The organism is uncultured Clostridium sp., assembly GCF_934754925.1.
Classification (GTDB): Bacteria; Bacillota; Clostridia; order Clostridiales; family Clostridiaceae; genus Clostridium.
On the sequence record NZ_CAKVJA010000006.1, the window covers coordinates 14244 to 34762 of the forward strand.

Genomic DNA, 20519 nt, shown 5'->3' on the forward strand with positions numbered 1-20519 from the left:
TAAACTAATTATTTTAATCTTGATTCTAATTCAGCTTTTAACTCTTCATATCCTGGCTTACCAAGTAAAGCAAACATGTTCTTCTTGTATGCTTCAACTCCTGGTTGGTCAAATGGATTTACCCCTAATAAGTATCCACTTATTCCACAAGCCTTTTCGAAGAAGTAAACTAATTGTCCAAAGTAGTATGGATTTAATTCTGGAATATTTAATACCATGTTTGGTACTCCACCATCATTGTGAGCTAATAAAGTTCCTTGGAATGCTTTCTTATTAACAAAATCAACAGTTTTTCCTGCTAAGAAGTTTAATCCATCTGCATCATTTTCAGAAGCTTCTATAATTATTTCCTTAGTAGCCTTTTCTACATTAAGAACTGTTTCAAACATTATTCTATTACCATCTTGGATGAATTGTCCCATTGAATGTAAGTCAGTTGAGAAATCAACTGCTGCTGGGAATATACCCTTTTGATCCTTACCTTCTGATTCTCCATATAATTGTTTCCACCATTCATTGAAATAGTGTAAAGATGGCTCATAGTTAACTAATACTTCTACTGCCTTACCTTTGTTATATAAAGCATTTCTCATAGCAGCATATTGATAACAAGCATTTTCTTTTAATGAAGGATTAGAGTAAATTTCTCTTGCATCAGCAGCACCTTGCATTATTTCTTCAATGTTTATTCCAGCAGCTGCAATTGGTAATAATCCAACAGCTGTTAAAACAGAGAATCTTCCTCCAACATTATCTGGAACAACAAAAGTTTCATAACCCATTTGGTCAGCTAAACCTTTTAAAGCTCCTCTTTCTTTATCTGTAGTAGCAAATATTCTTTCTTTTGCCCCTTCAACTCCATATTTCTTTTCCATGAAGTCCTTGAATAATCTAAATGCGATTGCAGGTTCAGTTGTAGTACCTGATTTAGATATAACATTAACAGATATATCTAACCCTTCGATAGCTTCAAATAATTCTGTTATATATGTTGAACTTATGTTATTTCCAACAAAGAATACCTTTGGAGTCTTTCTCTTGTTATTTGGTAACATATTATAGAAGTTGTTTGTTAACATTTCTATAGCAGCTCTTGCTCCAAGGTATGAACCACCTATACCTATAACAACTAAAACATCTGAGTTTGATTGAATTTTTTTAGCTGCAGCTTGTATTCTTGCAAATTCTTCTTTGTCATAATTAACTGGTAGATCAACCCATCCTAAAAAGTCATTACCAGCTCCTGTACCTTCATGAATTGTATCGTGAGCCCATTTAACCATCCCTTCCATCTTATCTAATTCACATAAAGATGCATATGGTTGAACTTTTGATAAATCTAAACTTAAACCATTTTTCATTTTCATACCTCCAAATAATATGGGATTTTAACAATCTTTATTATATCATAATTTTTCTTACACTAACAATTTTAACAATATTTAATTCACTTATTTTTTGTCATTAATTAATAGTAGTTAACATTTTTTAATACCTAACCCTATATTTTATTAAAACTATGTTTATTTCTGTAACTTTATGCAATAACTTAAAATATCTAAATATAAATTATTCTTTCATTATTTTAATTACTTGTTGAATTTTTTCTTCGTCTAATTCTTTAGCTTTTCCTATATTTCCATCAAGTTTATTCCATACATAATTATGAACTTCAACACCATTTGAAAAATCCAAGCTTAACCATTTTTTTAATTCATCTGATAGATAATCGTCTTGGCCCTTTAATTCATTAATCATTTCATTAACGGAATCTCTACTGATTTCGCTTTGCCCCCATACCTGACCATCATCTGCTATTATTATAGTATTAGCCATATAATGGACCTTTTCATAACATTCAGTTAAATCCATAGATGATACAGCAACACTTTCACTTTCTATAATTTCATTTTTTTTCTCTATTTCTTTACTCTCATTAATTTCACTTACTTTATTAAATGCAAAATTAACAATCTCATATCCATTACTCCATAATACTAATATTGTTGAAAGTGATATTATTAATACTATAAGTATTACAGCTAATTTTTTCCCATTAAGATTTTCCTCTTCAAGATCCTCATCTTCCTCTGGTAAATCATCCTTAAGTTTAGTACTACCCTCTACTAATCCTTTTATAATCTCATTATCATCTAACATCTTTGTAATATCACTATTATCTTGTATTACTTCTTGTGACTTTATCTCTTCTTCGGCTTTATTTTCTACAATATCGCCCTGTTTACTCTTGTTGCTATACTCATTAATCTCTAGTTTATCACGCCTAATAGTTTCATTTAATCTTTCTCTAACACTTTTCCCCATAAATGCATCCCTCCCAATTAACATCTAGTTATACAATAATTATACCATATTATTACATTTATGGTTTATAAAAACATTTATTTGCGATAATTTTTAACTTTATTTTAAATTCTTTAAATCTTTAATTCTATTTTCTATCTCATTTATATATTCCTCAAAAGTTAATCCTCTATTCATTATATATTCAGCAACTTCTTCATTATTAATATATCTAAAATGCCAAGGCTCATAATTATATCCTGTAATATCTTCCTTGCCTTTTAAATATCTCAATATAAAACCATATTTATAACAATTCTCATTAAGCCATCTAAATGCATCCGTATCTTCAAATCCCTCATCTAAAATTGAATACTCATCACATAAAATATCTATAGCTAGTCCACTTTGATGTTCTGAAGCACCTGGCTCTGCTGTATATGCACGTGTTTTTTTCTCTCCATTTTTCTCTATTCTAGTATCATATAATCCCTTTTGAACACTATAACTCCTATACCCAGATACCCCTACTAATAAAATTCCATCCTTCATAGCTGCATCAAACATTTTCTTTGCTGCATCCGCTGTAGCAATTTCTAAATTATCATCTTCAACATAATCTAAAAACTTTGCTTCAGACTTTTTTAAATTACTTGGAACAAAATTTTCAGGTAATTTATTATCTTTATTAATTAAAATAAAATATTCATTATTCAATAAACTTTCTAGTTTTTCTATTTCCTTGTAATTACCTTCTATATCTCCATATTGTAAAATTCCCTTTTTTGAATTGCCTAATAAAACTTCACTACTATTTGCATTGACACCATAATTATCTTTCCCTAATGCATTCTGTCTGCTATTTATTAAACACCCTACCCCAATTCCAAGTGTAGTTATCCCAACTACTAAAGCAGCTCCCCACCTTTTAAAAATATTGTTCATAGTATTCTCCTTAATATAATTTATAACTATATAATTTATTTAATAACTCTACATATATCATCTCTTTAATAATATTCAATATGTATTATAACACTTAAATACATATTTTTCCAGTTATTATTAAACTACTATACCTTTATATTAATTATTATTTATATCCCCATAATAACACATTTATAACTTCATAAAATCAGTAAGAGTTTTATTATCTATTATTCAAGTGATTTACCAAGTTCATAAACATTTTGAAGCATTGCAGATGTATTCATACTACCCTTTTGAGTCATATTAGGTATACAGATTTCTCCAACGCTTTCCCATTTAAGGTAAGAACACATTGCTTTATACTGAGCTAATGCTGCTTCATACACACCATTTGCACCAGAATCTAATAATAACGCTGTCTTTGTAAAGTTAAATCCAATCTTTCCTCTAGCATACATACGATCAATCACACATTTTAATTGGGCTGTAATATCAAACCAATAAATAGGAGATGCAAATACTACTAAATCTGTTTTATCTAAGACCTGTAATATATCTGCCATATCGTCTTTTTGCACACATTCTCCATTGTGAGAGAAACAATATTGGCATCCAAGACATCCTGTTACCTTCTTACCTGCCAAGTTAATTAATGTAACTTCATGACCTGCTTCTTTTGCACCTTTTTCAAATTCTTTTGCCATGATTTCTGTATTACCATTTGCTCTAGGACTTCCATTTAATATTGTAATCTTCATATTAACACCTCATAATAATTACTTTTTTACTTGTAAATTATTATACTATTAAATTATATAAAATTGATAGTATGCACTTATATGTTAGATACTATCCAAAAGGAGAAGAACTTGAAGCTTATGGATTAATTCATAGTAAAGAATATCCACAAGTTCCACCAAAAGTTGAGTATTCTATTACTGAATTAGGATATTCTCTTATTCCTATTATGTCTGCACTATGTAAGTGGGGTCACGAGCATATTCCTGAAGGATGGGAACCAAAATAAACTTCTATATAAAAATAGTGGGACACCATTAAAATAAATGGTTCCCACTGTTTTTATATTATTCAAATTCAATAGTAGCTGGTGGTTTACCAGTGCAATCATAGAATACTCTATTTACACCATTAACCTCATTTACTATTCTAGTTGTTACTTTTCCAAGTACTTCCCATGGAAGGTCAGCAGATTCTGCTGTCATGAAATCACTTGTAGTTACTGCTCTTAAAGCAATTGCATAATCATAAGTTCTTTCATCACCCATAACCCCAACTGATCTCATATTAGTTAAAGCCGCAAAGTATTGTCCTATAGATTTATCTAATCCCGCCTTAGCAATTTCTTCTCTGTAAATTGCATCTGCATCTTGAACTATTCTTACCTTTTCAGCAGTTACTTCACCAATTATTCTAATACCAAGTCCTGGTCCTGGGAATGGCTGTCTATACACTAATTTTTCTGGTATTCCAAGCTCTAATCCAGCTTTTCTAACCTCATCTTTAAATAATAATCTCAATGGCTCGATTATCTCTTTAAAATCAACGTAGTCAGGAAGTCCTCCAACATTATGGTGAGATTTAATGACTGCAGATTCTCCTAATCCACTTTCAATTATATCTGGATAAATTGTGCCTTGAACTAAGAAGTCTACAGCACCAATTTTCTTAGCTTCTTCTTCAAATACTCTTATAAATTCTTCACCTATAATTTTTCTCTTAGTTTCTGGGTCTTCTACTCCTGCTAATTTTTCATAGAATCTTTCTTGAGCATTTACTCTTATGAAGTTTAAATCATATTGTCCCTCTGGTCCAAATATAGCTTCTACTTCGTCACCTTCATCTTTTCTAAGTAAACCATGATCAACAAATACACAAGTTAATTGCTTACCAATAGCCTTTGATAAAAGTACTGCTGCAACAGATGAATCAACTCCACCTGATAATGCACATAATGCTTTACCATTTCCTACTTTTTCTCTTATTTCTTCAATTGTCTTTTCAACAAATGAATCCATTTTCCAATCTCCTGAACATTTACAAATGTTATAAACAAAGTTTGATAACATCTTAGTTCCTTCTACAGTATGCATAACTTCTGGATGGAATTGAACTGCATAAAGGTTCTTTTCTTCACATTCCATAGCTGCTACTGGACAAACTGGAGTATTACCTATTATTTTAAATCCTTCTGGAGATTTTTCTATGTAATCAGTATGACTCATCCAACAAATAGTCGTTTCATGTACATCAGCAAATAATTTTGATTCATTATCAACTTTTACTACAGTTTTACCATATTCACTTACTGGAGCAGTTGCAACACTTCCTCCAAGAACATGTGCCATAAGTTGTGAACCATAACAAATACCAAGTACAGGTATTCCTAATTCAAATACTTCTTTATCACATAAAGGAGAATTTTCACCATACACACTGTTTGGTCCACCTGTGAAGATAATTCCCTTTGGATTCATTTCTTTTATCTTTTCAACACTTAAATTATAAGGATGAACCTCACAATATACATTACACTCTCTAACTCTTCTTGCAATTAATTGATTATATTGGCCCCCAAAGTCAAGTACTAATACTAATTCTTTATTCATTAGAATCCTCCTAATGTTTTTCTTTAATTATCTCGTAAAATTATACATTTTTCAACAAAAATAGAATTATATTTCTTTATTTATATATAATAGATAATAGCGGGAAATTAAATTTTCTTTTTAACTTACCTTCACTATTATCTATTTTAAATTATTCCTTAACTACAAATTACTCTCTAACACTATAGTTTGGTGCTTCTTTTGTGATATTTATATCATGTGGATGACTTTCTCTTATTCCTGATGCAGTTTGAACAACAAATCCTGCATTTTCATATAAATTTTCTAAAGTTTCAGCTCCAAGATATCCCATACCTGATCTTATTCCACCGATTAATTGATATAAAGTATCTGCTACTACACCCTTATATGCAACTCTACCCTCAACGCCTTCTGGAACAAACTTCTTAGTTCCATTTTGGAAATATCTATCAGATGAACCTTTTTCCATAGCTCCTAAAGATCCCATTCCTCTATAAACTTTATAGCTTCTTCCTTGATATATTTCCATTTCACCTGGGGCTTCTTCACATCCTGCAAGCATTGATCCCATCATACATGCACATGCTCCACCAGCTAAAGCCTTAACTATATCTCCTGAATATTTTAATCCACCATCAGCAATTACAGGAACCCCATATTTTCTTCCTTCTTCAGCGCAATCCATTACCGCAGTTAATTGAGGCACACCTACCCCTGCAACTATTCTTGTTGTACAGATAGATCCTGGTCCAATACCAACCTTAACACAATCAGCCCCAGCTTCTGCTAAATCCCTTGTAGCTTCTGCAGTTGCAACATTACCAGCAATTATTTGAAGTTCAGGATACTTAGCTTTTATCTTCTTAACACCTTCAATAACACCCTTTGAATGACCATGTGCTGTATCTAGTGTAATAACATCAACTTGAGCTTTAACTAAAGCATCAACTCTCTCCATCATATCATTAGTTATCCCAACTGATGCCCCACAAAGAAGTCTTCCTCTTGAATCCTTTGCTGCATTTGGATATGCTCTAACTTTTTCTATATCTTTTATTGTTATAAGTCCTTTTAGATTATTTTCTTTATCAACTAAAGGTAACTTTTCTATTTTATGAGTTTTTAATATTTCTAACGCCTCATCTAAAGTAGTTCCCTCCGGAGCTGTTACTAAAGGACTCTTTGTCATAACATCCGAAACCTCTTTATCATAGTTAGTTTCAAAAACTATATCCCTATTAGTTATTATACCAACTAATTTAGTTCCTCTTGTTACCGGAACCCCTGAGATTCTATATTGAGCCATTAATTCTAATGCCTCTCTTACAGTATGGTCTTCATTTAAGAATATTGGATCTGTTATTACTCCATTTTCTTGTCTTTTAACTCTATCAACTTCTCTTGCTTGATCTTCTATTGGCATATTTTTATGAATAATTCCGATTCCACCTTCTCTGGCCATAGCTATAGCCATTTTCGATTCAGTAACTGTATCCATACTTGCACTCATCAACGGAATATTTAATGTTATTGTTTTTGTTAATTGAGTTTTTAAACTAACTTGATGTGGTAAAACTTCCGATTTGTTTGGTACTAATAATACATCATCAAATGTGTAAGCTGTTTTTAATATTCTTGCCATACTTAATCTCTCCTATCATTATTATTTATGTCTTTATGTATCTTATAAAAGCTATTCTTATTTAGTTATCCTAGATTTTACTAAATAAAAATAAGCATATTAAGTCCGCTATCTATAAGTGAACATTAATATGCTTTTACTTTGCACATTATTCGTGTTTATGCAAATATATCAAATTCACTCATAGATGAAAATTTAAGGTTTTCAGTAGAAACACCCTGCCATATTCAGGGTTTATATGAGTTGTTTTATTATTCGTATTTTTTTGTTTTTTTATTATTATAGTTTATACAATATAGCTTGTCAATACATGAATCTTAATGAATAGAATATTAATAATTTATTTATATATATAATAAATTATATTTAATATATATATTAATTATTAATTGTCTTATATCTAATTAATATTAATATTAATATTTAATTTATGATAATTTCTATTTTATAATTAAATCTAAGACTTTCTTATTAATATATTTTTAAAGTTAAATATATTTTTAATATTATACTTATTTTAAAACCTATTCTAAGCATTCTACATAATTATCTTTATTATTCAAGTTAAATCAATATTAAAAACTTTTTAAATACATTTCTATAATTGAACTTCCATAAAGACATGCTATTATTCCACCAATGGCTAAGTAAGGTCCAAATGCTATTTCTGCCTTCTTATCCTTAAGCTTAAAAATTAAAATTAATCCTGCTACAATACCACCCAAAATTATAGCTATAAATAAAGTAACTATAATACCTTTAATGCCTAAAAATAACCCACAAATTAATGCAATATCAATATCACCTTCACCCATGCCCCTTGTCAAAATAACTATAATATATATAACTCCAAATCCAATAAATCCACCAACTATATAATCCCAAGGTATTAATTTAGTTTCTATACACTCTAAGGTAAGAAATAATACGCCTGTAACTACACCAAATATTACTGTTGAATTATAGACGTATTTAGTTTCAAGATCGATAAAAGCTATTACTATTAACAAAGAAGCAAATAAGCAAAATTTAAAACACTCTAAAGTAAATCCAAATTTAATATAAATCAATAAATAAAAACATGCATTTAGAGCTTCAACTATCGGATATTTTATAGACAATTTTCCCTTACATTTACTACATCTACCACCTGAAAATACATAACTAAAAATAGGTATCAAATCCTTAAACTTTAAATTATATCCACAACTTGAGCATAACGATTTTGGAAAGGATATTGTTTCCTCCCTAAGAAGAATATATATACATACATTCAAAAAACTTCCTATAATTAATCCTAATAATACTACTAAAACCATTTTAATTATTACTCCTTAATATAATAAAATCTTGATTAATTATTAATATTTTTAATTTAAATTAACTAATTCTCAGTTTAGTTATTATACCATTATATGTATTTATTTTCTATAATTTGTTATATATAACTTTAATTCTTATAATTAAATAAGGAGAATTCATATTTGAATTCTCCTTATTTATATACAATTATAAAACCTATTTATTTTTGTATCTAATTAGTACATTCCATCCATTCCGCCCATTCCTGGTGCCCCTGGCATTGGGGCTTCTTTTTGTGGAATATCAACAACAGCCGCTTCTGTTGTTAAGAAAGTTGATGCTACAGATGCTGCATTTTGAAGTGCACTTCTTGTAACCTTAGTTGGGTCAACTATTCCAACCTTAAGCATATTTACATACTCATCATGTAATGCATCATATCCCATTCCAGCTTCAGAATTTTTAATTTTTTCTATAATTACAGAACCTTCAACTCCTGCATTAGTAGCTATTTGTCTCATTGGTTCTTCTAATGCTCTAACTATGATATTTATACCAACTTGTGTATCAGCAACGTCTGACTTTAATTCTGCAACTTTGTTAATTGCATTAACATAAGCAGTTCCACCACCTGGTACTATACCTTCTTCAACTGCAGCCTTAGTAGCAGCTAAAGCATCTTCAATTCTAAGCTTTCTTTCCTTAAGTTCTGTTTCTGTAGCAGCTCCAACTTTTATTACTGCTACTCCACCAGAAAGTTTAGCTAATCTTTCTTGTAATTTTTCTTTATCAAATTCAGAAGTAGTTTCTTCTATTTGACTTTTTATTTGATTAACTCTTTCCTTAATAGCATTGCTATCACCTCTACCATTTACAATAGTAGTATTATCTTTAGTTATTTTAACACTTTCTGCTTGACCTAGCATATCTAAAGTAGTTTCTTTTAAATCTCTTCCTAATTCTTCAGAAATTACTTGACCACCTGTTAAAATAGCTATATCTTGAAGCATTTCTTTTCTTCTATCACCAAATCCAGGAGCTTTAACAGCAACACAATTAAATGTTCCTCTTAATTTATTAACTACTAATGTAGCCATTGCTTCCCCTTCAATATCTTCAGCAATTATTAATAACTTCTTACCTGCTTGAACGATTTGCTCTAATACAGGTAATATTTCTTGTATGTTTGTAATCTTCTTATCAGTTATTAAGATAAGTGGATTATCTAATACAGCTTCCATTTTTTCTGTATCTGTTACCATGTAAGCAGAAACATATCCTCTATCAAATTGCATACCTTCAACAACATCTAATTCAGTACCCATTGATTTAGATTCTTCAACAGTAATAACTCCCTCGTTACCTACCTTTTCCATAGCATCTGAAATAAGTTGACCTATTTCATAATCAGCTGCTGAAATAGCTGCAACTCTAGCTATATCTTCTTTTCCGCTAACTGGTTTAGATATTTCTAATATTTCTTTAACTGCTGTATCAACAGCTGTTCTTATACCATTTCTAAGTAACATTGGATTTGCACCAGCTGTTACATTTTTTAAACCCTCTCTTATAATCGCCTGAGCTAAAAGAGTAGCTGTAGTAGTACCATCACCTGCAACATCATTAGTTTTTGTTGCAACTTCCTTTACTAATTGAGCTCCCATATTTTCATATGGATCTTCTAATTCTATTTCTCTTGCAATTGAAACACCATCATTAGTTATAAGTGGTGAACCAAATTTCTTATCTAAAACTACATTTCTCCCCTTAGGTCCTAAAGTAACCTTAACTGTATCTGCTAATTTATCAACACCAACTTGCATTGCTCTTCTAGCTTCTTCACCAAATTGAATCATTTTTGCCATAATCTTTTACCTCCCAACTATTCTACTATTGCTAATATATCGTCTTGTTTTAAAATTATATATTCTTCACCGTCAACCTTTACGTCTGTTCCTGCATATTTAGAATATAATACCTTATTTCCAACCTGTACATCCATAGGAACTCTTTTACCTTCTACCATTGCTCCTGGACCTATTGCAACGACCTTTGCTTCTTGTGGTTGCTCCTTTGCTGTTCCTGTTAAAAGTATTCCACTCTTTGTAGTTGTTTCAGCTTCTAATTTTTGTATTACTACTCTATCACCTAATGGCTTTATATTCATAAATAAACCCTCCTATATTTTCATCATTAGCACTCACTCAATAAGAGTGCTAATACCTTTATATTTATAATATAATTTTACTTGTAATCTTTCAACAATTACTTTCTATATTATTACCCTACTAAGGTCAAATATTACTAATTATTCTAATTTATTTTCAATTTACTTTGATTTCCATTATTTTTCTAATAACTCTATACTATGAAATAATATTTTTTACATATATAAAAGCTATGAATTTAATTTTAAATTTATAAACCCATAGCTAATTATAATTTCTTAAATTTCCACTTTTCTATATAAAACTTTTTTATCTTTCTAAATTAATATCATCAAACTTATTAAGAGTTTCATTTTTAAGAACTGCCTTAATAGTTGTTTCATTATTTATTTTATTAAACGCTGCTTTTGCTCTAAGCGGTGGCACTATTGTTCCTGCTCCGTTAATACACCCACCTTCACACATCATGCCCTCAATAAAGTTTCCTGGTAATTTACCTATTTTAGCAAGCATCATAGTTTTTTTACAATCTAATCCAGACACTTGAACTGGCTTAAATTCAACCTCTACACCTGTATCTTGCACATAATTTTTAATAGCTGCTGTTAATCCACCAGCTGCACCAAAACCTCTTCCAAATATAGATGCATCATTAACATTTTCCTCTTCACATTCAAATGGATTAACATCAAAAGCTTCAAACAAAGCAAGTAATTCTTCAAAAGTTAATACATAATCAACAGCATCAGCTATTCCAACTCTAACAGCTTCACCCTTCTTTGCTGTACAAGGTCCTATAAATACAACTTTTGCCTCAGGATCATTTTTCTTTATAAATCTTGCAGTAGCAACCATTGGAGAAACTGTTCCAGAAATTCTATCTTTTTCGGTAGGATTAATTTTTTCAATAAAATTTAAGAAACCTGGGCAACATGAATTTGTCATGTATTTATCTCCATCTTTCATTCTTTCTACAAATTCATTAGCTTCATGAACAGTAACTGCATCAGCTCCTAAAGCAGCTTCTATCATATCCTCGAATCCAAGCGCCTTAATAGCATTTCTAACTCTTCCATAATTCATAGTTGGTCCAAACTGCCCTGTTATAGCTGGTGCAACTACTGCATACATCTTTCTCTTTCTTCCTAATCTCTTAGCCACTGGAACTATTAAACTCTTATCTGAAATAGCTCCAAAGGGACATGCTCTCATACAAGAACCACAATTAACGCAAATTTCTTCTTTAATCATAGCCCTTCTATCATTTGGATTTATGTCTAAAGCCCCAGTTGGACAGGATCTTTTACATGGCCTCATAACTTCAGATATGGCATCATAAGGACATGCTTTTTTGCATCCCCCACATTCTTTACATAATTCCTGATTTATATATGCTCGTCCATTAACAATTGTTATGGCTCCAAAATTACACGCTTCTTTACATCTATGTGCAATACAATTTCTACATGAATCTGTTACATTAAATTTATTTATAGGACATCTGTCACAAGCTGCTTCTATTACATAAATTATTTGCTCATCTGGTCTAATATCTATTAATGACTCTTCAGCATTATCACCATTAGCTAAATATCCAGCTGCAAGCTTAGCTCTTTCTAAAACTATAGCTCTTTCCTTATAAACACAACATCTATATTGTGCTACATCGCCCTTAATAACCTCATACGGAACTTTTTCAATACTTTCTAAATTAATATTATCCTCTTTAGCAAGTCTTGCAACTTCTGTTAATACCTCATGCTTTAATTTTTTAAGCTGAGTTTCAAACTTGAACATATCACCACTCCCCTCCATTGTATACCCATTTTAATTATACAATATTTTTACATATTTAACTATATTTTCATACCTTTAAAATGTTTTATTTATCTAGATATTTTTGCATTATAAGAAATATTTTTTTAATAGTATAGTAAATTATATATAAAAAACCTTATGAAATATAAATTCATAAGGTTTTTAACTCTAAATCTTTAATAAATTTTATTATCGCTCTTTATTATAAAATCAACTAGAGCATCCTTAATGCTTTCTATAGATTCAAAGTCAACTATAGACATATTATCTTCTTCACTATGAACAATACCAACTATTCCATCTTGACCAATAACTAAAGCCGCGTCATCACCTCTTCTAAATGACATATGATCACTACTACCTACAATTATACCTTCTTCATTTCTAGCATATGGTACCATTTCATAATAAACATTATCTTCATCTAACACTTCTATAAAATCATTATATAATTCTTCGCATAATGGACTTGTATTTTTAACAGCTAAACCTTCATCACCTTTTATACCTATACAATCAATATTTATATTATACCAATCTTCGTAATTTTCCTTAAAATCCTCTACAAATTTCGAACTACCTATTAAACCTAGTTCTTCTGCATTGAAAGCTGCAAAAACTATATCATGTTCTGGTTTCTTATTCTTATAATACTTAGCTAAATCTTTGGCTGATTCAAGTAATACTGACACCCCTGAAGCGTTATCGATAGCACCTTGAATCTTTTTTACTTTTATCTTTGAAGATTGATTACTACTAGATGTCTCTTCTACTCTTTCTCTCACAGTCACATGGTCAAAATGTGCTGAAATCACAACTGCTTTAGTGCTATCTTTACCTTTTATTACACCAAGAATATTATTTACAACATTATCATTTTCTTCATTAGGATTAAATATAGATCTCATTTCCTTGTTTAAATAAACCTCATGATAAAAACTACCGTTATTAAATGGTTCTAGACCTACAGCTTCAAAATAGTTTTTTATAAATTCTGCTGATCTAGTATTTTCATCTGTTCCTACAACCCTAGATAAATATTCATCAGATGTAAGTTCTCCCATTATACTTTCTATATCTAATTTTTCAGGATTCTTACCAGCTTCACCAATTAACTGTTCTTCATAAGTAATTATACCTTTACTAGATACATCCTTATCTACTACACCACTGCATCCAGTTAAAAGTAAATTTAAAACTAATACACTTGATATAATAGATATTAATTTATTTTTTATTTTCATAATAATCTCCCTTAATATATTAAATTCTACTCTTTTCCCTTTATATTCCCCATCTTATATCAAATATATTCTTACTTTTAATTTATAAAAAAATAATACACAATAATAAGACATTATAACTTATTATTGTGTATATTCCTTATAAATTAACATTAAAATTATTTTTATAACTATTTTTTTAATGTAACTATTCTACTTTAATATTATTTTCTCTTGCATAATAGAATAAATATTGTTGAGCTAACCCTGCAAGCTCTCCAAACTTTTCTCTACCAAAGACTCTTATTTTATTTAATGACACATCTGGTGCTAAGTAAAAATGAATCATTGCTCTTTTTATCCATACATCAACTGGAAAAGCTGAATGTTTACCCATTGAAAATAACATTATACAATCAGCAACCTTAGCCCCTACCCCCATAAAGTTTTGAAGGGCCTTATGACACTCATCAACAGGTAATGACTTTATATATTCTAAATCGAATTGTTGTAACTCTTCATTTAGAGTTCCATTATTTTTAGCTTCAATAGCAGCATTAACCTTTGATATAGTATCTATTATGTATTTACTTCTAAAAGATGCTCCTGTTTCTTTTATTTCTTCTAAAGTTGCTTGTTTTAATTGTTCAGGAGTTGGAAATGCATAATAGATATTTTCCTTATATTGAATCTTATCTCCCCATCTTTCAGATATCTTTTTAATAGTCTTCATTATTGAAGGAATACTATTTCTTGCTGATATTATAAAACTTATTAACATTTCAAAAGGATCTTGATTTAATATTCTTATACCGTAACCAAATTCAACACTTTTCTTTAAAAGCTCATCTTTTGATAATTCTTCCTTTACCTCTTCATAATTTACATTTAAATCAAAGTAATCTTTCCATATTTCATCAAAGTCTTTCATATTAGTATTAAGAATTGTTACTTTATTTCCTTCTTGAATCACTTCTATGACTCTTCTATATGCAACAATTATGTAATTTGTATCAGTGATTTTTTCCCATCTAAAACATTGCCCACATTCTAATATTTGTTTTATATTAAAGTCTTTAACATTCTCTAGTATTATTGAATTTTCTTTTTCTATTATATTTGTATAATTCATTTTTTCACCTCATTATGACACTAACTGACTTTTTTCATTTATACTTCTATTGTTTCAAAACTTTTATCTTTATATTCTAAAGATAAATATTATTAATTAACAATTTATATCTTTTATGCTATATTAAATAACCTTCTTTTTCAATGTTTTAATAATATAAACTTTAAAATTTATTATAAAATAAGCCATTATAGTTTCAGTAGCAGTAACTATAATGGCTTATTTAAAAACATATTTAATAGATCTAATAAGTCTAAATTATACTATTATGTTCATAATAATTATTGAACTCTTTTTATCTATTAATTGAATATATACCTTTATATTCTTCAATTATGTTCCCTAGCACTTCAGCCGATACTCTCATAATTTTAGAACATCGTATTGCATCTTCATAATACTTTTCTTTTAAATTAATACATTCTAAAGTATTCATTCTATAATTAAATTCATTTAAAAATTTTGAAGTCATCTCTCTTACATGTGGACTATTATGCCCTCGTTCCTTAGTAAACATTATTCCTAATGCAGCTATTGCCCCTGTTGCTGCACCACAAGTGCTTCCTATTGCCATGCCACCTCCAAAGGCTGACATAGTCATTAACGTTTCCTTAGAAATATTTAAATCATACTCTTCATTTACAGCTACAAGAATACATTCAGCACAATTTAAATCGTATTTTTTATCATAATATTTCATTGTAGTTTCTAATAACATTTAATTAGTCTCTCCCTCTAAATAAACAATTATTTACTTATAAAGTTGCATATTCATTTATAACATTAAATACTCTTCCAAGAAGTTGATCCATATTTTTACCCCTTAAGAAGTTCATTTCTATTTCTATTCCTCCTGTTAAAAACAACTTAATTTCAGAATCAATATCAAAATGTCCAGCTGTTTCTATTGCATAAGTTACTATCTTATTATAAGGTATTGCATAATACTCAGTTTTCTTTCCTGTAATTCCTTGCTTGTCACATATTAATACTTTTTTGTCTGTAAATAATGCTGCATCTCTAACAGTTTTTACTGCAAATAAAGCTCGTTCATTTCTACCTACAAAAGCCATTAATGACTGTGGTATTTCTATTTCTCCATAAAAATTAAACACTCTCTTATTATCCTCTTTCATAACCAATTTCCTCCTTAATACATATAAGTATTATAAAATTTTATAGTTATTATAACACAAATAAAAAGAGGCAACTACTCGTCAGTAGTTACCTCTTTTACCTAAATTAAAACGCATTTTTAGTTTTATTCTTTTTAAATATATTAAAGTTCACATATTTTTTAATGGCAAAGCTTATTTAAGTTTATTTTTTAAAATTTCAATTAATCATTATATTCAATTAAGCATTATAATTGTAGAATCCTCTTCCAGTTTTTCTACCTAACCATCCTGCTCTAACATACTTTCTTAAAGTACTACTAGCTCTATATTTAGTATCTCCTGTTTCATTATATAAAACATCCATAATAGCTAAACAAACATCTAATCCAACTAAGTCTCCTAATGCTAAAGGTCCCATAGGATGATTTGCACCAAATTTCATAGCTGTATCTATGTCTTCAACTGATGCAATTCCTTCTTGAAGAATAAATGAAGCTTCGTTAATCATTGGGATAAGTATTCTATTAACTACAAATCCTGGTGCTTCTGCAACTTCTACTGGTTCTTTACCAATTGCTAAAGATAATTCCTTAACAGCATCGAAAGTTTCTTGTGAAGTAGCCATACCTCTTATAATTTCAACAAGCTTCATTACTGGAGCTGGATTAAAGAAATGCATTCCTATAACCTTTTCTGGTCTACTAGTTGCTGAAGCAACCTCTGTTATTGATAAAGAAGAAGTATTTGAAGCTAAAATGGTTTCTGGTTTACAAATCTTATCTAACTCAGCAAATATTTCTTTTTTAATTTTCATGTTTTCAATTGCAGCTTCAACAACTAAGTCGCAATCTGCAGCTAAATTCATATCAGTAGTTCCTGAAATTCTAGATAATATATCTTCCTTAGTTTCATCTGTCATTTTTCCCTTAGAAACTAATTTAGATAAACTTTTATTAATTCCAGCAAGTCCTCTTTCAACAAATTCATCTTTAATATCTCTAACTATTACTTCATATCCCTTTTGAGCAAAAGCTTGAACTATACCTGCACCCATAGTTCCTGCACCTAAAACAAAAATCTTTTCCATAATAACCTCTCCCCTTTACAAATAATAATAAATTATAAATATTAACCCTTAAATACTTGCTAATCTTCTCTATTTATCTCTTTCTCCGGGGGCAATCCAAATATTGGATTGACCCCGGAGGAACATACATTTTTTAACAGTTAACTAACTCTATTGCTACTTCATTCATTTCTTTAATTCTATTTATCATTTCTGGTATAACTTTATTTAAATCTCCAACTATTGCATAGTCTGCAACCTTCATAATTGGAGCAGCTTCATCTTTATTAATAGCTATTATCATATCTGATTCTTGCATACCAGCAACATGTTGAATTGCTCCTGAAATACCACAAGCAATATAAATTGTTGGTCTTACAGTTTTACCAGTTTGTCCAACTTGATAATCTCTCTCTATCCATCCCTTATCTACAGCACCTCTTGATGCACCAACAACACCACCTAAAGCAGTTGCTAACTCTTGTAATAATCCGAAGTTTTCTTTACTTCCAACCCCTCTACCACCAGCAACTATAACTTTAGCTTCTCCTATATCAACAATATCTTTATTAGCTTTAACTACTTCTAAAACTGTAGTTCTAATATCTGATGCTTCTAAATTAACATTAACATTTTCTATACTATAATTTTCTTTCTTTTCAGTTAACTTTGAGAATACCCCTGGTCTTACAGTAGCCATTTGTGGTCTGTGATTTGGACAAGCAATTGTTGCCATTAAGTTACCACCAAATGCAGGTCTTGTAGCAAGTAAATCACCATTAGTAATATCTACTGCTAAAGATGTACAATCTGCAGTTAATCCTGTTGAAAGTCTAGCCGCAACTCTTGGACCTAAATCTCTACCTATAAAAGTAGCACCAATAAATAATATTCCTGGTTTTCTTTCATTTGCTAAATCACAAAGAACCTTTGTATATCCATCTGTTGTATAATTTTCTAACTCTTCATGCTCAGCTACTAATACTTCATCAGCACCATGCTCACCTAAAGTATCTGCTAAACAAGCTACATTATTTCCTAATAACACAGCAGTAAGATTAACTCCTAATTCATCTGCTAATCTTCTACCTTCTCCTAATATTTCTAGAGAAACCTTTTGTAATTCACCATTTCTTTGTTCAGCGAATACCCAAACGCCATTATATTCTGATATATTCATCTCAAAATTCCCTCCTATTATCCTAGATGTAGTGCTTCTCTTTTAATTTTCCTAATACATATGCTACTGCTTCTGGAGCTGATTCTTTAACAATTTCACCTGCTCCCTTAGCTTCTTTAGTCATAGATTTCTTAACCTTAGTTGGAGAACCCTTTAATCCTAACTCTTCAACTGGTACATCAAGATCTGCTGCAGTCATAACCTTAACTTCTTTTTCTGCAGTATCGAAGATATATTGAACATTCATATATCTTGGGTGATTTAATTCTTCAATTGCAGTTAAAAGTACTGGCGTTTGAACTTTAATTAATTCATATCCATCTTCTAATGCTCTATTAACTACTAAACCATCTTCATTAACTTCTACACCTTGTACATAAGTTACTTGTGGTACATTTAAATGTTCAGCTATTTCTGGTCCAACTTGTGCAGTATCTCCATCGATAGCTTGTCTTCCACCGAAGATTATATCGTATTCTAAATTTTTAATTGCTGCTGCAATTGTTTTTGAAGTTGCTAATGTATCAGCTCCTCCAAATGCCCTATCAGTTAAAAGAATAGCTTCATCAGCTCCCATGCATAAAGCTTCTCTTAATGCATTTTTTGCTTGAAGAGGTCCCATACTAATTACAGTCACGTGTGCCCCATAATTATCTTTTAATTGTAATGCTGCTTCTAAAGCATGCTTATCTTCTGGATTTATTATTGAAGGAACACCATCTCTTATAAGAGTTCCTGTTTTTGGATCAATTTTTACAACAGTTGTATCTGGTACTTGTTTTAAACAAACTACTATCTTCATTATTAAAGCCTCCTCTTATCTTAATGCAGCGCCTGCAATAACCATCTTTTGAACTTCAGAAGTTCCTTCATAGATTTCAGTTATCTTGGCATCTCTCATCATTCTTTCAACTGGATATTCCTTAGTATATCCATATCCACCATGAATTTGAACAGCCTTAGTTGTTACATCCATAGCAACTTCAGCCGCAAATAATTTTGCCTTAGCAGCATCTACTGAATATGGCATCTTATTTTGTTTAAGCCATGCAGCTTTATATACTAATAGCTTAGCAGCCTCAATTTTTGTTTCCATTTCTGCAATCATCCATTGTAACCCTTGGAATGCTGATAAAGGTCTACCAAATTGCTTTCTTTCCTTCATATATTTAACAGCTTCTTCATAAGCTCCTTCTGCAATTCCTAAAGCTTGAGCAGCTATACCAATTCTTCCTCCATCAAGAGTTTTCATTGCTATACCAAATCCCTTACCTTCTTTTCCGATTAAATTTTCTTTTGGAACTATACAATTTTCAAATATAAGCTCAGTTGTAGAAGATGCTCTAATTCCTAACTTATCTTCCTTCTTACCAATTGAGAATCCAGGGAAATCTTTTTCAACTATAAAAGCAGATATTCCTCTAGTACCTTGTGACTTATCAGTCATGGCAAATACTATGAAAGTATCTGCAACTCCACCATTTGTTATAAATATTTTAGAACCGTTTAAAATATAATTATCTCCATCTAACACAGCTGTAGTTTGTTGTCCTGCAGCATCTGTACCTGCACCTGGTTCAGTTAAACCGAAAGCACCAATTTTTTCACCCTTAGCAAGTGGCACTAAATATTTTTCCTTTTGTGCTGGAGTTCCATTTTCATATATTAACGAAGCACAAAGTGAAGTATGAGCAGAAACAATAACACCTGTTGTTCCGCAAACCTTTGATAATTCTTCAACAGCGACGATATATGATAATACATCTCCACCAGCGCCACCTAATTCCTTAGGAAATGGTATTCCCATCATTCCTAATTCAGCCATCTTCTTCACATTCTCCATTGGAAATCTTTCTGTTTCATCTATTTCCGCAGCTATAGGTTTTACTTCGTTAACTGCAAATTCTCTTACCATTTGTCTCACTAACTCTTGTTCTCTAGTTAATCCAAAATTCATTGCTTTTTTACCTCCCTGAAATACCCTCATTTACGTGTGTAATACACTTGCTTATATATTTAAATTTAAT

At 30.3% G+C, this 20519-nt stretch carries 19 protein-coding genes and 1 riboswitch; of the genes, 1 reads left to right on the forward strand and 18 read right to left on the reverse strand.

From position 1 onward, the window contains the following. Window positions 1–8: 8 nt before the first annotated feature. The 4 genes from Q0G30_RS03930 to Q0G30_RS03945 all read right to left on the reverse strand — a co-directional run bounded on the left by Q0G30_RS03930 (window position 9) and on the right by Q0G30_RS03945 (window position 3992). A complete protein-coding gene (locus Q0G30_RS03930; protein WP_294386811.1) occupies window positions 9–1361 on the reverse strand; it encodes a glucose-6-phosphate isomerase in 1353 nt (450 codons plus the stop codon). 208 nt (window positions 1362–1569) lie between these two features. Next, window positions 1570–2325, reverse strand: a complete 756-nt coding sequence (locus Q0G30_RS03935) for a DUF6241 domain-containing protein (protein ID WP_294386814.1) — start codon at window positions 2323–2325, stop codon at window positions 1570–1572. A 99-nt stretch (window positions 2326–2424) separates the two neighbouring features. Beyond that, the gene (locus Q0G30_RS03940; protein ID WP_294386816.1) at window positions 2425–3249 is read right to left on the reverse strand and encodes a M15 family metallopeptidase; all 825 of its coding nucleotides are present in this window, start codon (window positions 3247–3249) and stop codon (window positions 2425–2427) included. A 212-nt stretch (window positions 3250–3461) separates the two neighbouring features. Further along, the gene (locus Q0G30_RS03945) at window positions 3462–3992 is read right to left on the reverse strand and encodes a flavodoxin family protein (RefSeq protein WP_294386819.1); all 531 of its coding nucleotides are present in this window, start codon (window positions 3990–3992) and stop codon (window positions 3462–3464) included. Window positions 3993–4063: 71 nt separating this feature from the next. On the opposite strand from Q0G30_RS03945, the gene Q0G30_RS03950 reads away from it, so the two are divergent. Then, on the forward strand, window positions 4064–4261 hold the full coding sequence (locus Q0G30_RS03950; RefSeq protein ID WP_366013458.1) for a winged helix-turn-helix transcriptional regulator: 198 nt from the start codon (window positions 4064–4066) through the stop codon (window positions 4259–4261). A gap of 58 nt (window positions 4262–4319) precedes the next feature. On the opposite strand, the gene guaA is transcribed toward Q0G30_RS03950, so the two are convergent. The 14 genes from guaA to Q0G30_RS04020 form a co-directional block, all read right to left on the reverse strand. After that, window positions 4320–5861 (reverse strand): glutamine-hydrolyzing GMP synthase, encoded by a 1542-nt coding sequence (guaA, locus tag Q0G30_RS03955; protein WP_294386822.1) that lies wholly within the window; start codon window positions 5859–5861, stop codon window positions 4320–4322. Between the two features lie 169 nt (window positions 5862–6030). Further along, window positions 6031–7485 (reverse strand): IMP dehydrogenase, encoded by a 1455-nt coding sequence (guaB, locus tag Q0G30_RS03960; protein WP_294386824.1) that lies wholly within the window; start codon window positions 7483–7485, stop codon window positions 6031–6033. 164 nt (window positions 7486–7649) lie between these two features. Next, window positions 7650–7747, reverse strand: a riboswitch (purine riboswitch). Window positions 7748–8060: 313 nt separating this feature from the next. After that, window positions 8061–8810 (reverse strand): A24 family peptidase, encoded by a 750-nt coding sequence (locus tag Q0G30_RS03965; RefSeq protein WP_294386941.1) that lies wholly within the window; start codon window positions 8808–8810, stop codon window positions 8061–8063. A gap of 213 nt (window positions 8811–9023) precedes the next feature. Beyond that, window positions 9024–10652 (reverse strand): chaperonin GroEL, encoded by a 1629-nt coding sequence (groL, locus tag Q0G30_RS03970; protein WP_294386827.1) that lies wholly within the window; start codon window positions 10650–10652, stop codon window positions 9024–9026. Between the two features lie 17 nt (window positions 10653–10669). Then, window positions 10670–10954 carry a co-chaperone GroES gene (gene groES / locus Q0G30_RS03975; RefSeq protein ID WP_294386829.1) on the reverse strand — a complete coding sequence of 95 codons (285 nt, stop codon included), beginning with the start codon at window positions 10952–10954 and terminating at the stop codon, window positions 10670–10672. A gap of 310 nt (window positions 10955–11264) precedes the next feature. Then, window positions 11265–12752, reverse strand: coding sequence for a 4Fe-4S dicluster domain-containing protein (locus Q0G30_RS03980; protein WP_294386832.1), 1488 nt, complete (start codon window positions 12750–12752; stop codon window positions 11265–11267). 197 nt (window positions 12753–12949) lie between these two features. Next, on the reverse strand, window positions 12950–14017 hold the full coding sequence (locus Q0G30_RS03985) for a M28 family peptidase (protein WP_294386835.1): 1068 nt from the start codon (window positions 14015–14017) through the stop codon (window positions 12950–12952). A gap of 187 nt (window positions 14018–14204) precedes the next feature. Further along, window positions 14205–15128 (reverse strand): DNA glycosylase, encoded by a 924-nt coding sequence (locus Q0G30_RS03990; RefSeq protein WP_294386838.1) that lies wholly within the window; start codon window positions 15126–15128, stop codon window positions 14205–14207. A gap of 295 nt (window positions 15129–15423) precedes the next feature. Beyond that, window positions 15424–15846: a C-GCAxxG-C-C family (seleno)protein gene (locus Q0G30_RS03995; protein WP_294386841.1), complete on the reverse strand. Its 423-nt coding sequence runs from the start codon at window positions 15844–15846 to the stop codon at window positions 15424–15426. 37 nt (window positions 15847–15883) lie between these two features. Next, a complete protein-coding gene (locus Q0G30_RS04000) occupies window positions 15884–16264 on the reverse strand; it encodes a PH domain-containing protein (RefSeq protein WP_294386842.1) in 381 nt (126 codons plus the stop codon). A gap of 220 nt (window positions 16265–16484) precedes the next feature. Further along, a complete protein-coding gene (locus Q0G30_RS04005; protein ID WP_294386844.1) occupies window positions 16485–17333 on the reverse strand; it encodes a 3-hydroxybutyryl-CoA dehydrogenase in 849 nt (282 codons plus the stop codon). 133 nt (window positions 17334–17466) lie between these two features. After that, entirely contained in the window at window positions 17467–18492 is a 1026-nt protein-coding gene (locus Q0G30_RS04010) for an electron transfer flavoprotein subunit alpha/FixB family protein (RefSeq protein WP_294386847.1), read from the reverse strand. Window positions 18493–18514: 22 nt separating this feature from the next. Next, window positions 18515–19294, reverse strand: coding sequence for an electron transfer flavoprotein subunit beta/FixA family protein (locus Q0G30_RS04015; RefSeq protein ID WP_294386849.1), 780 nt, complete (start codon window positions 19292–19294; stop codon window positions 18515–18517). A 15-nt stretch (window positions 19295–19309) separates the two neighbouring features. Beyond that, window positions 19310–20449 (reverse strand): acyl-CoA dehydrogenase, encoded by a 1140-nt coding sequence (locus tag Q0G30_RS04020; RefSeq protein ID WP_294386852.1) that lies wholly within the window; start codon window positions 20447–20449, stop codon window positions 19310–19312. Window positions 20450–20519 lie beyond the last annotated feature (70 nt).

Coding starts and splice junctions, on each gene's coding strand:
- Q0G30_RS03945 (WP_294386819.1), bottom strand. CDS start 3,992: ATGAAGATTACAATATTAAATGGAAGTCCTAGAGCAAATGGTAATACA.
- Q0G30_RS03950 (WP_366013458.1), top strand. CDS start 4,064: ATGCACTTATATGTTAGATACTATCCAAAAGGAGAAGAACTTGAAGCT.
- Q0G30_RS03995 (WP_294386841.1), bottom strand. CDS start 15,846: ATGTTATTAGAAACTACAATGAAATATTATGATAAAAAATACGATTTA.
- Q0G30_RS03990 (WP_294386838.1), bottom strand. CDS start 15,128: ATGAATTATACAAATATAATAGAAAAAGAAAATTCAATAATACTAGAG.
- Q0G30_RS04010 (WP_294386847.1), bottom strand. CDS start 18,492: ATGAATATATCAGAATATAATGGCGTTTGGGTATTCGCTGAACAAAGA.
- Q0G30_RS03935 (WP_294386814.1), bottom strand. CDS start 2,325: ATGGGGAAAAGTGTTAGAGAAAGATTAAATGAAACTATTAGGCGTGAT.
- Q0G30_RS03940 (WP_294386816.1), bottom strand. CDS start 3,249: ATGAACAATATTTTTAAAAGGTGGGGAGCTGCTTTAGTAGTTGGGATA.
- guaA (WP_294386822.1), bottom strand. CDS start 5,861: ATGAATAAAGAATTAGTATTAGTACTTGACTTTGGGGGCCAATATAAT.
- Q0G30_RS04000 (WP_294386842.1), bottom strand. CDS start 16,264: ATGAAAGAGGATAATAAGAGAGTGTTTAATTTTTATGGAGAAATAGAA.
- Q0G30_RS04005 (WP_294386844.1), bottom strand. CDS start 17,333: ATGGAAAAGATTTTTGTTTTAGGTGCAGGAACTATGGGTGCAGGTATA.
- Q0G30_RS03930 (WP_294386811.1), bottom strand. CDS start 1,361: ATGAAAAATGGTTTAAGTTTAGATTTATCAAAAGTTCAACCATATGCA.
- groL (WP_294386827.1), bottom strand. CDS start 10,652: ATGGCAAAAATGATTCAATTTGGTGAAGAAGCTAGAAGAGCAATGCAA.
- Q0G30_RS03980 (WP_294386832.1), bottom strand. CDS start 12,752: ATGTTCAAGTTTGAAACTCAGCTTAAAAAATTAAAGCATGAGGTATTA.
- Q0G30_RS04020 (WP_294386852.1), bottom strand. CDS start 20,449: ATGAATTTTGGATTAACTAGAGAACAAGAGTTAGTGAGACAAATGGTA.
- Q0G30_RS03985 (WP_294386835.1), bottom strand. CDS start 14,017: ATGAAAATAAAAAATAAATTAATATCTATTATATCAAGTGTATTAGTT.
- groES (WP_294386829.1), bottom strand. CDS start 10,954: ATGAATATAAAGCCATTAGGTGATAGAGTAGTAATACAAAAATTAGAA.
- Q0G30_RS04015 (WP_294386849.1), bottom strand. CDS start 19,294: ATGAAGATAGTAGTTTGTTTAAAACAAGTACCAGATACAACTGTTGTA.
- guaB (WP_294386824.1), bottom strand. CDS start 7,485: ATGGCAAGAATATTAAAAACAGCTTACACATTTGATGATGTATTATTA.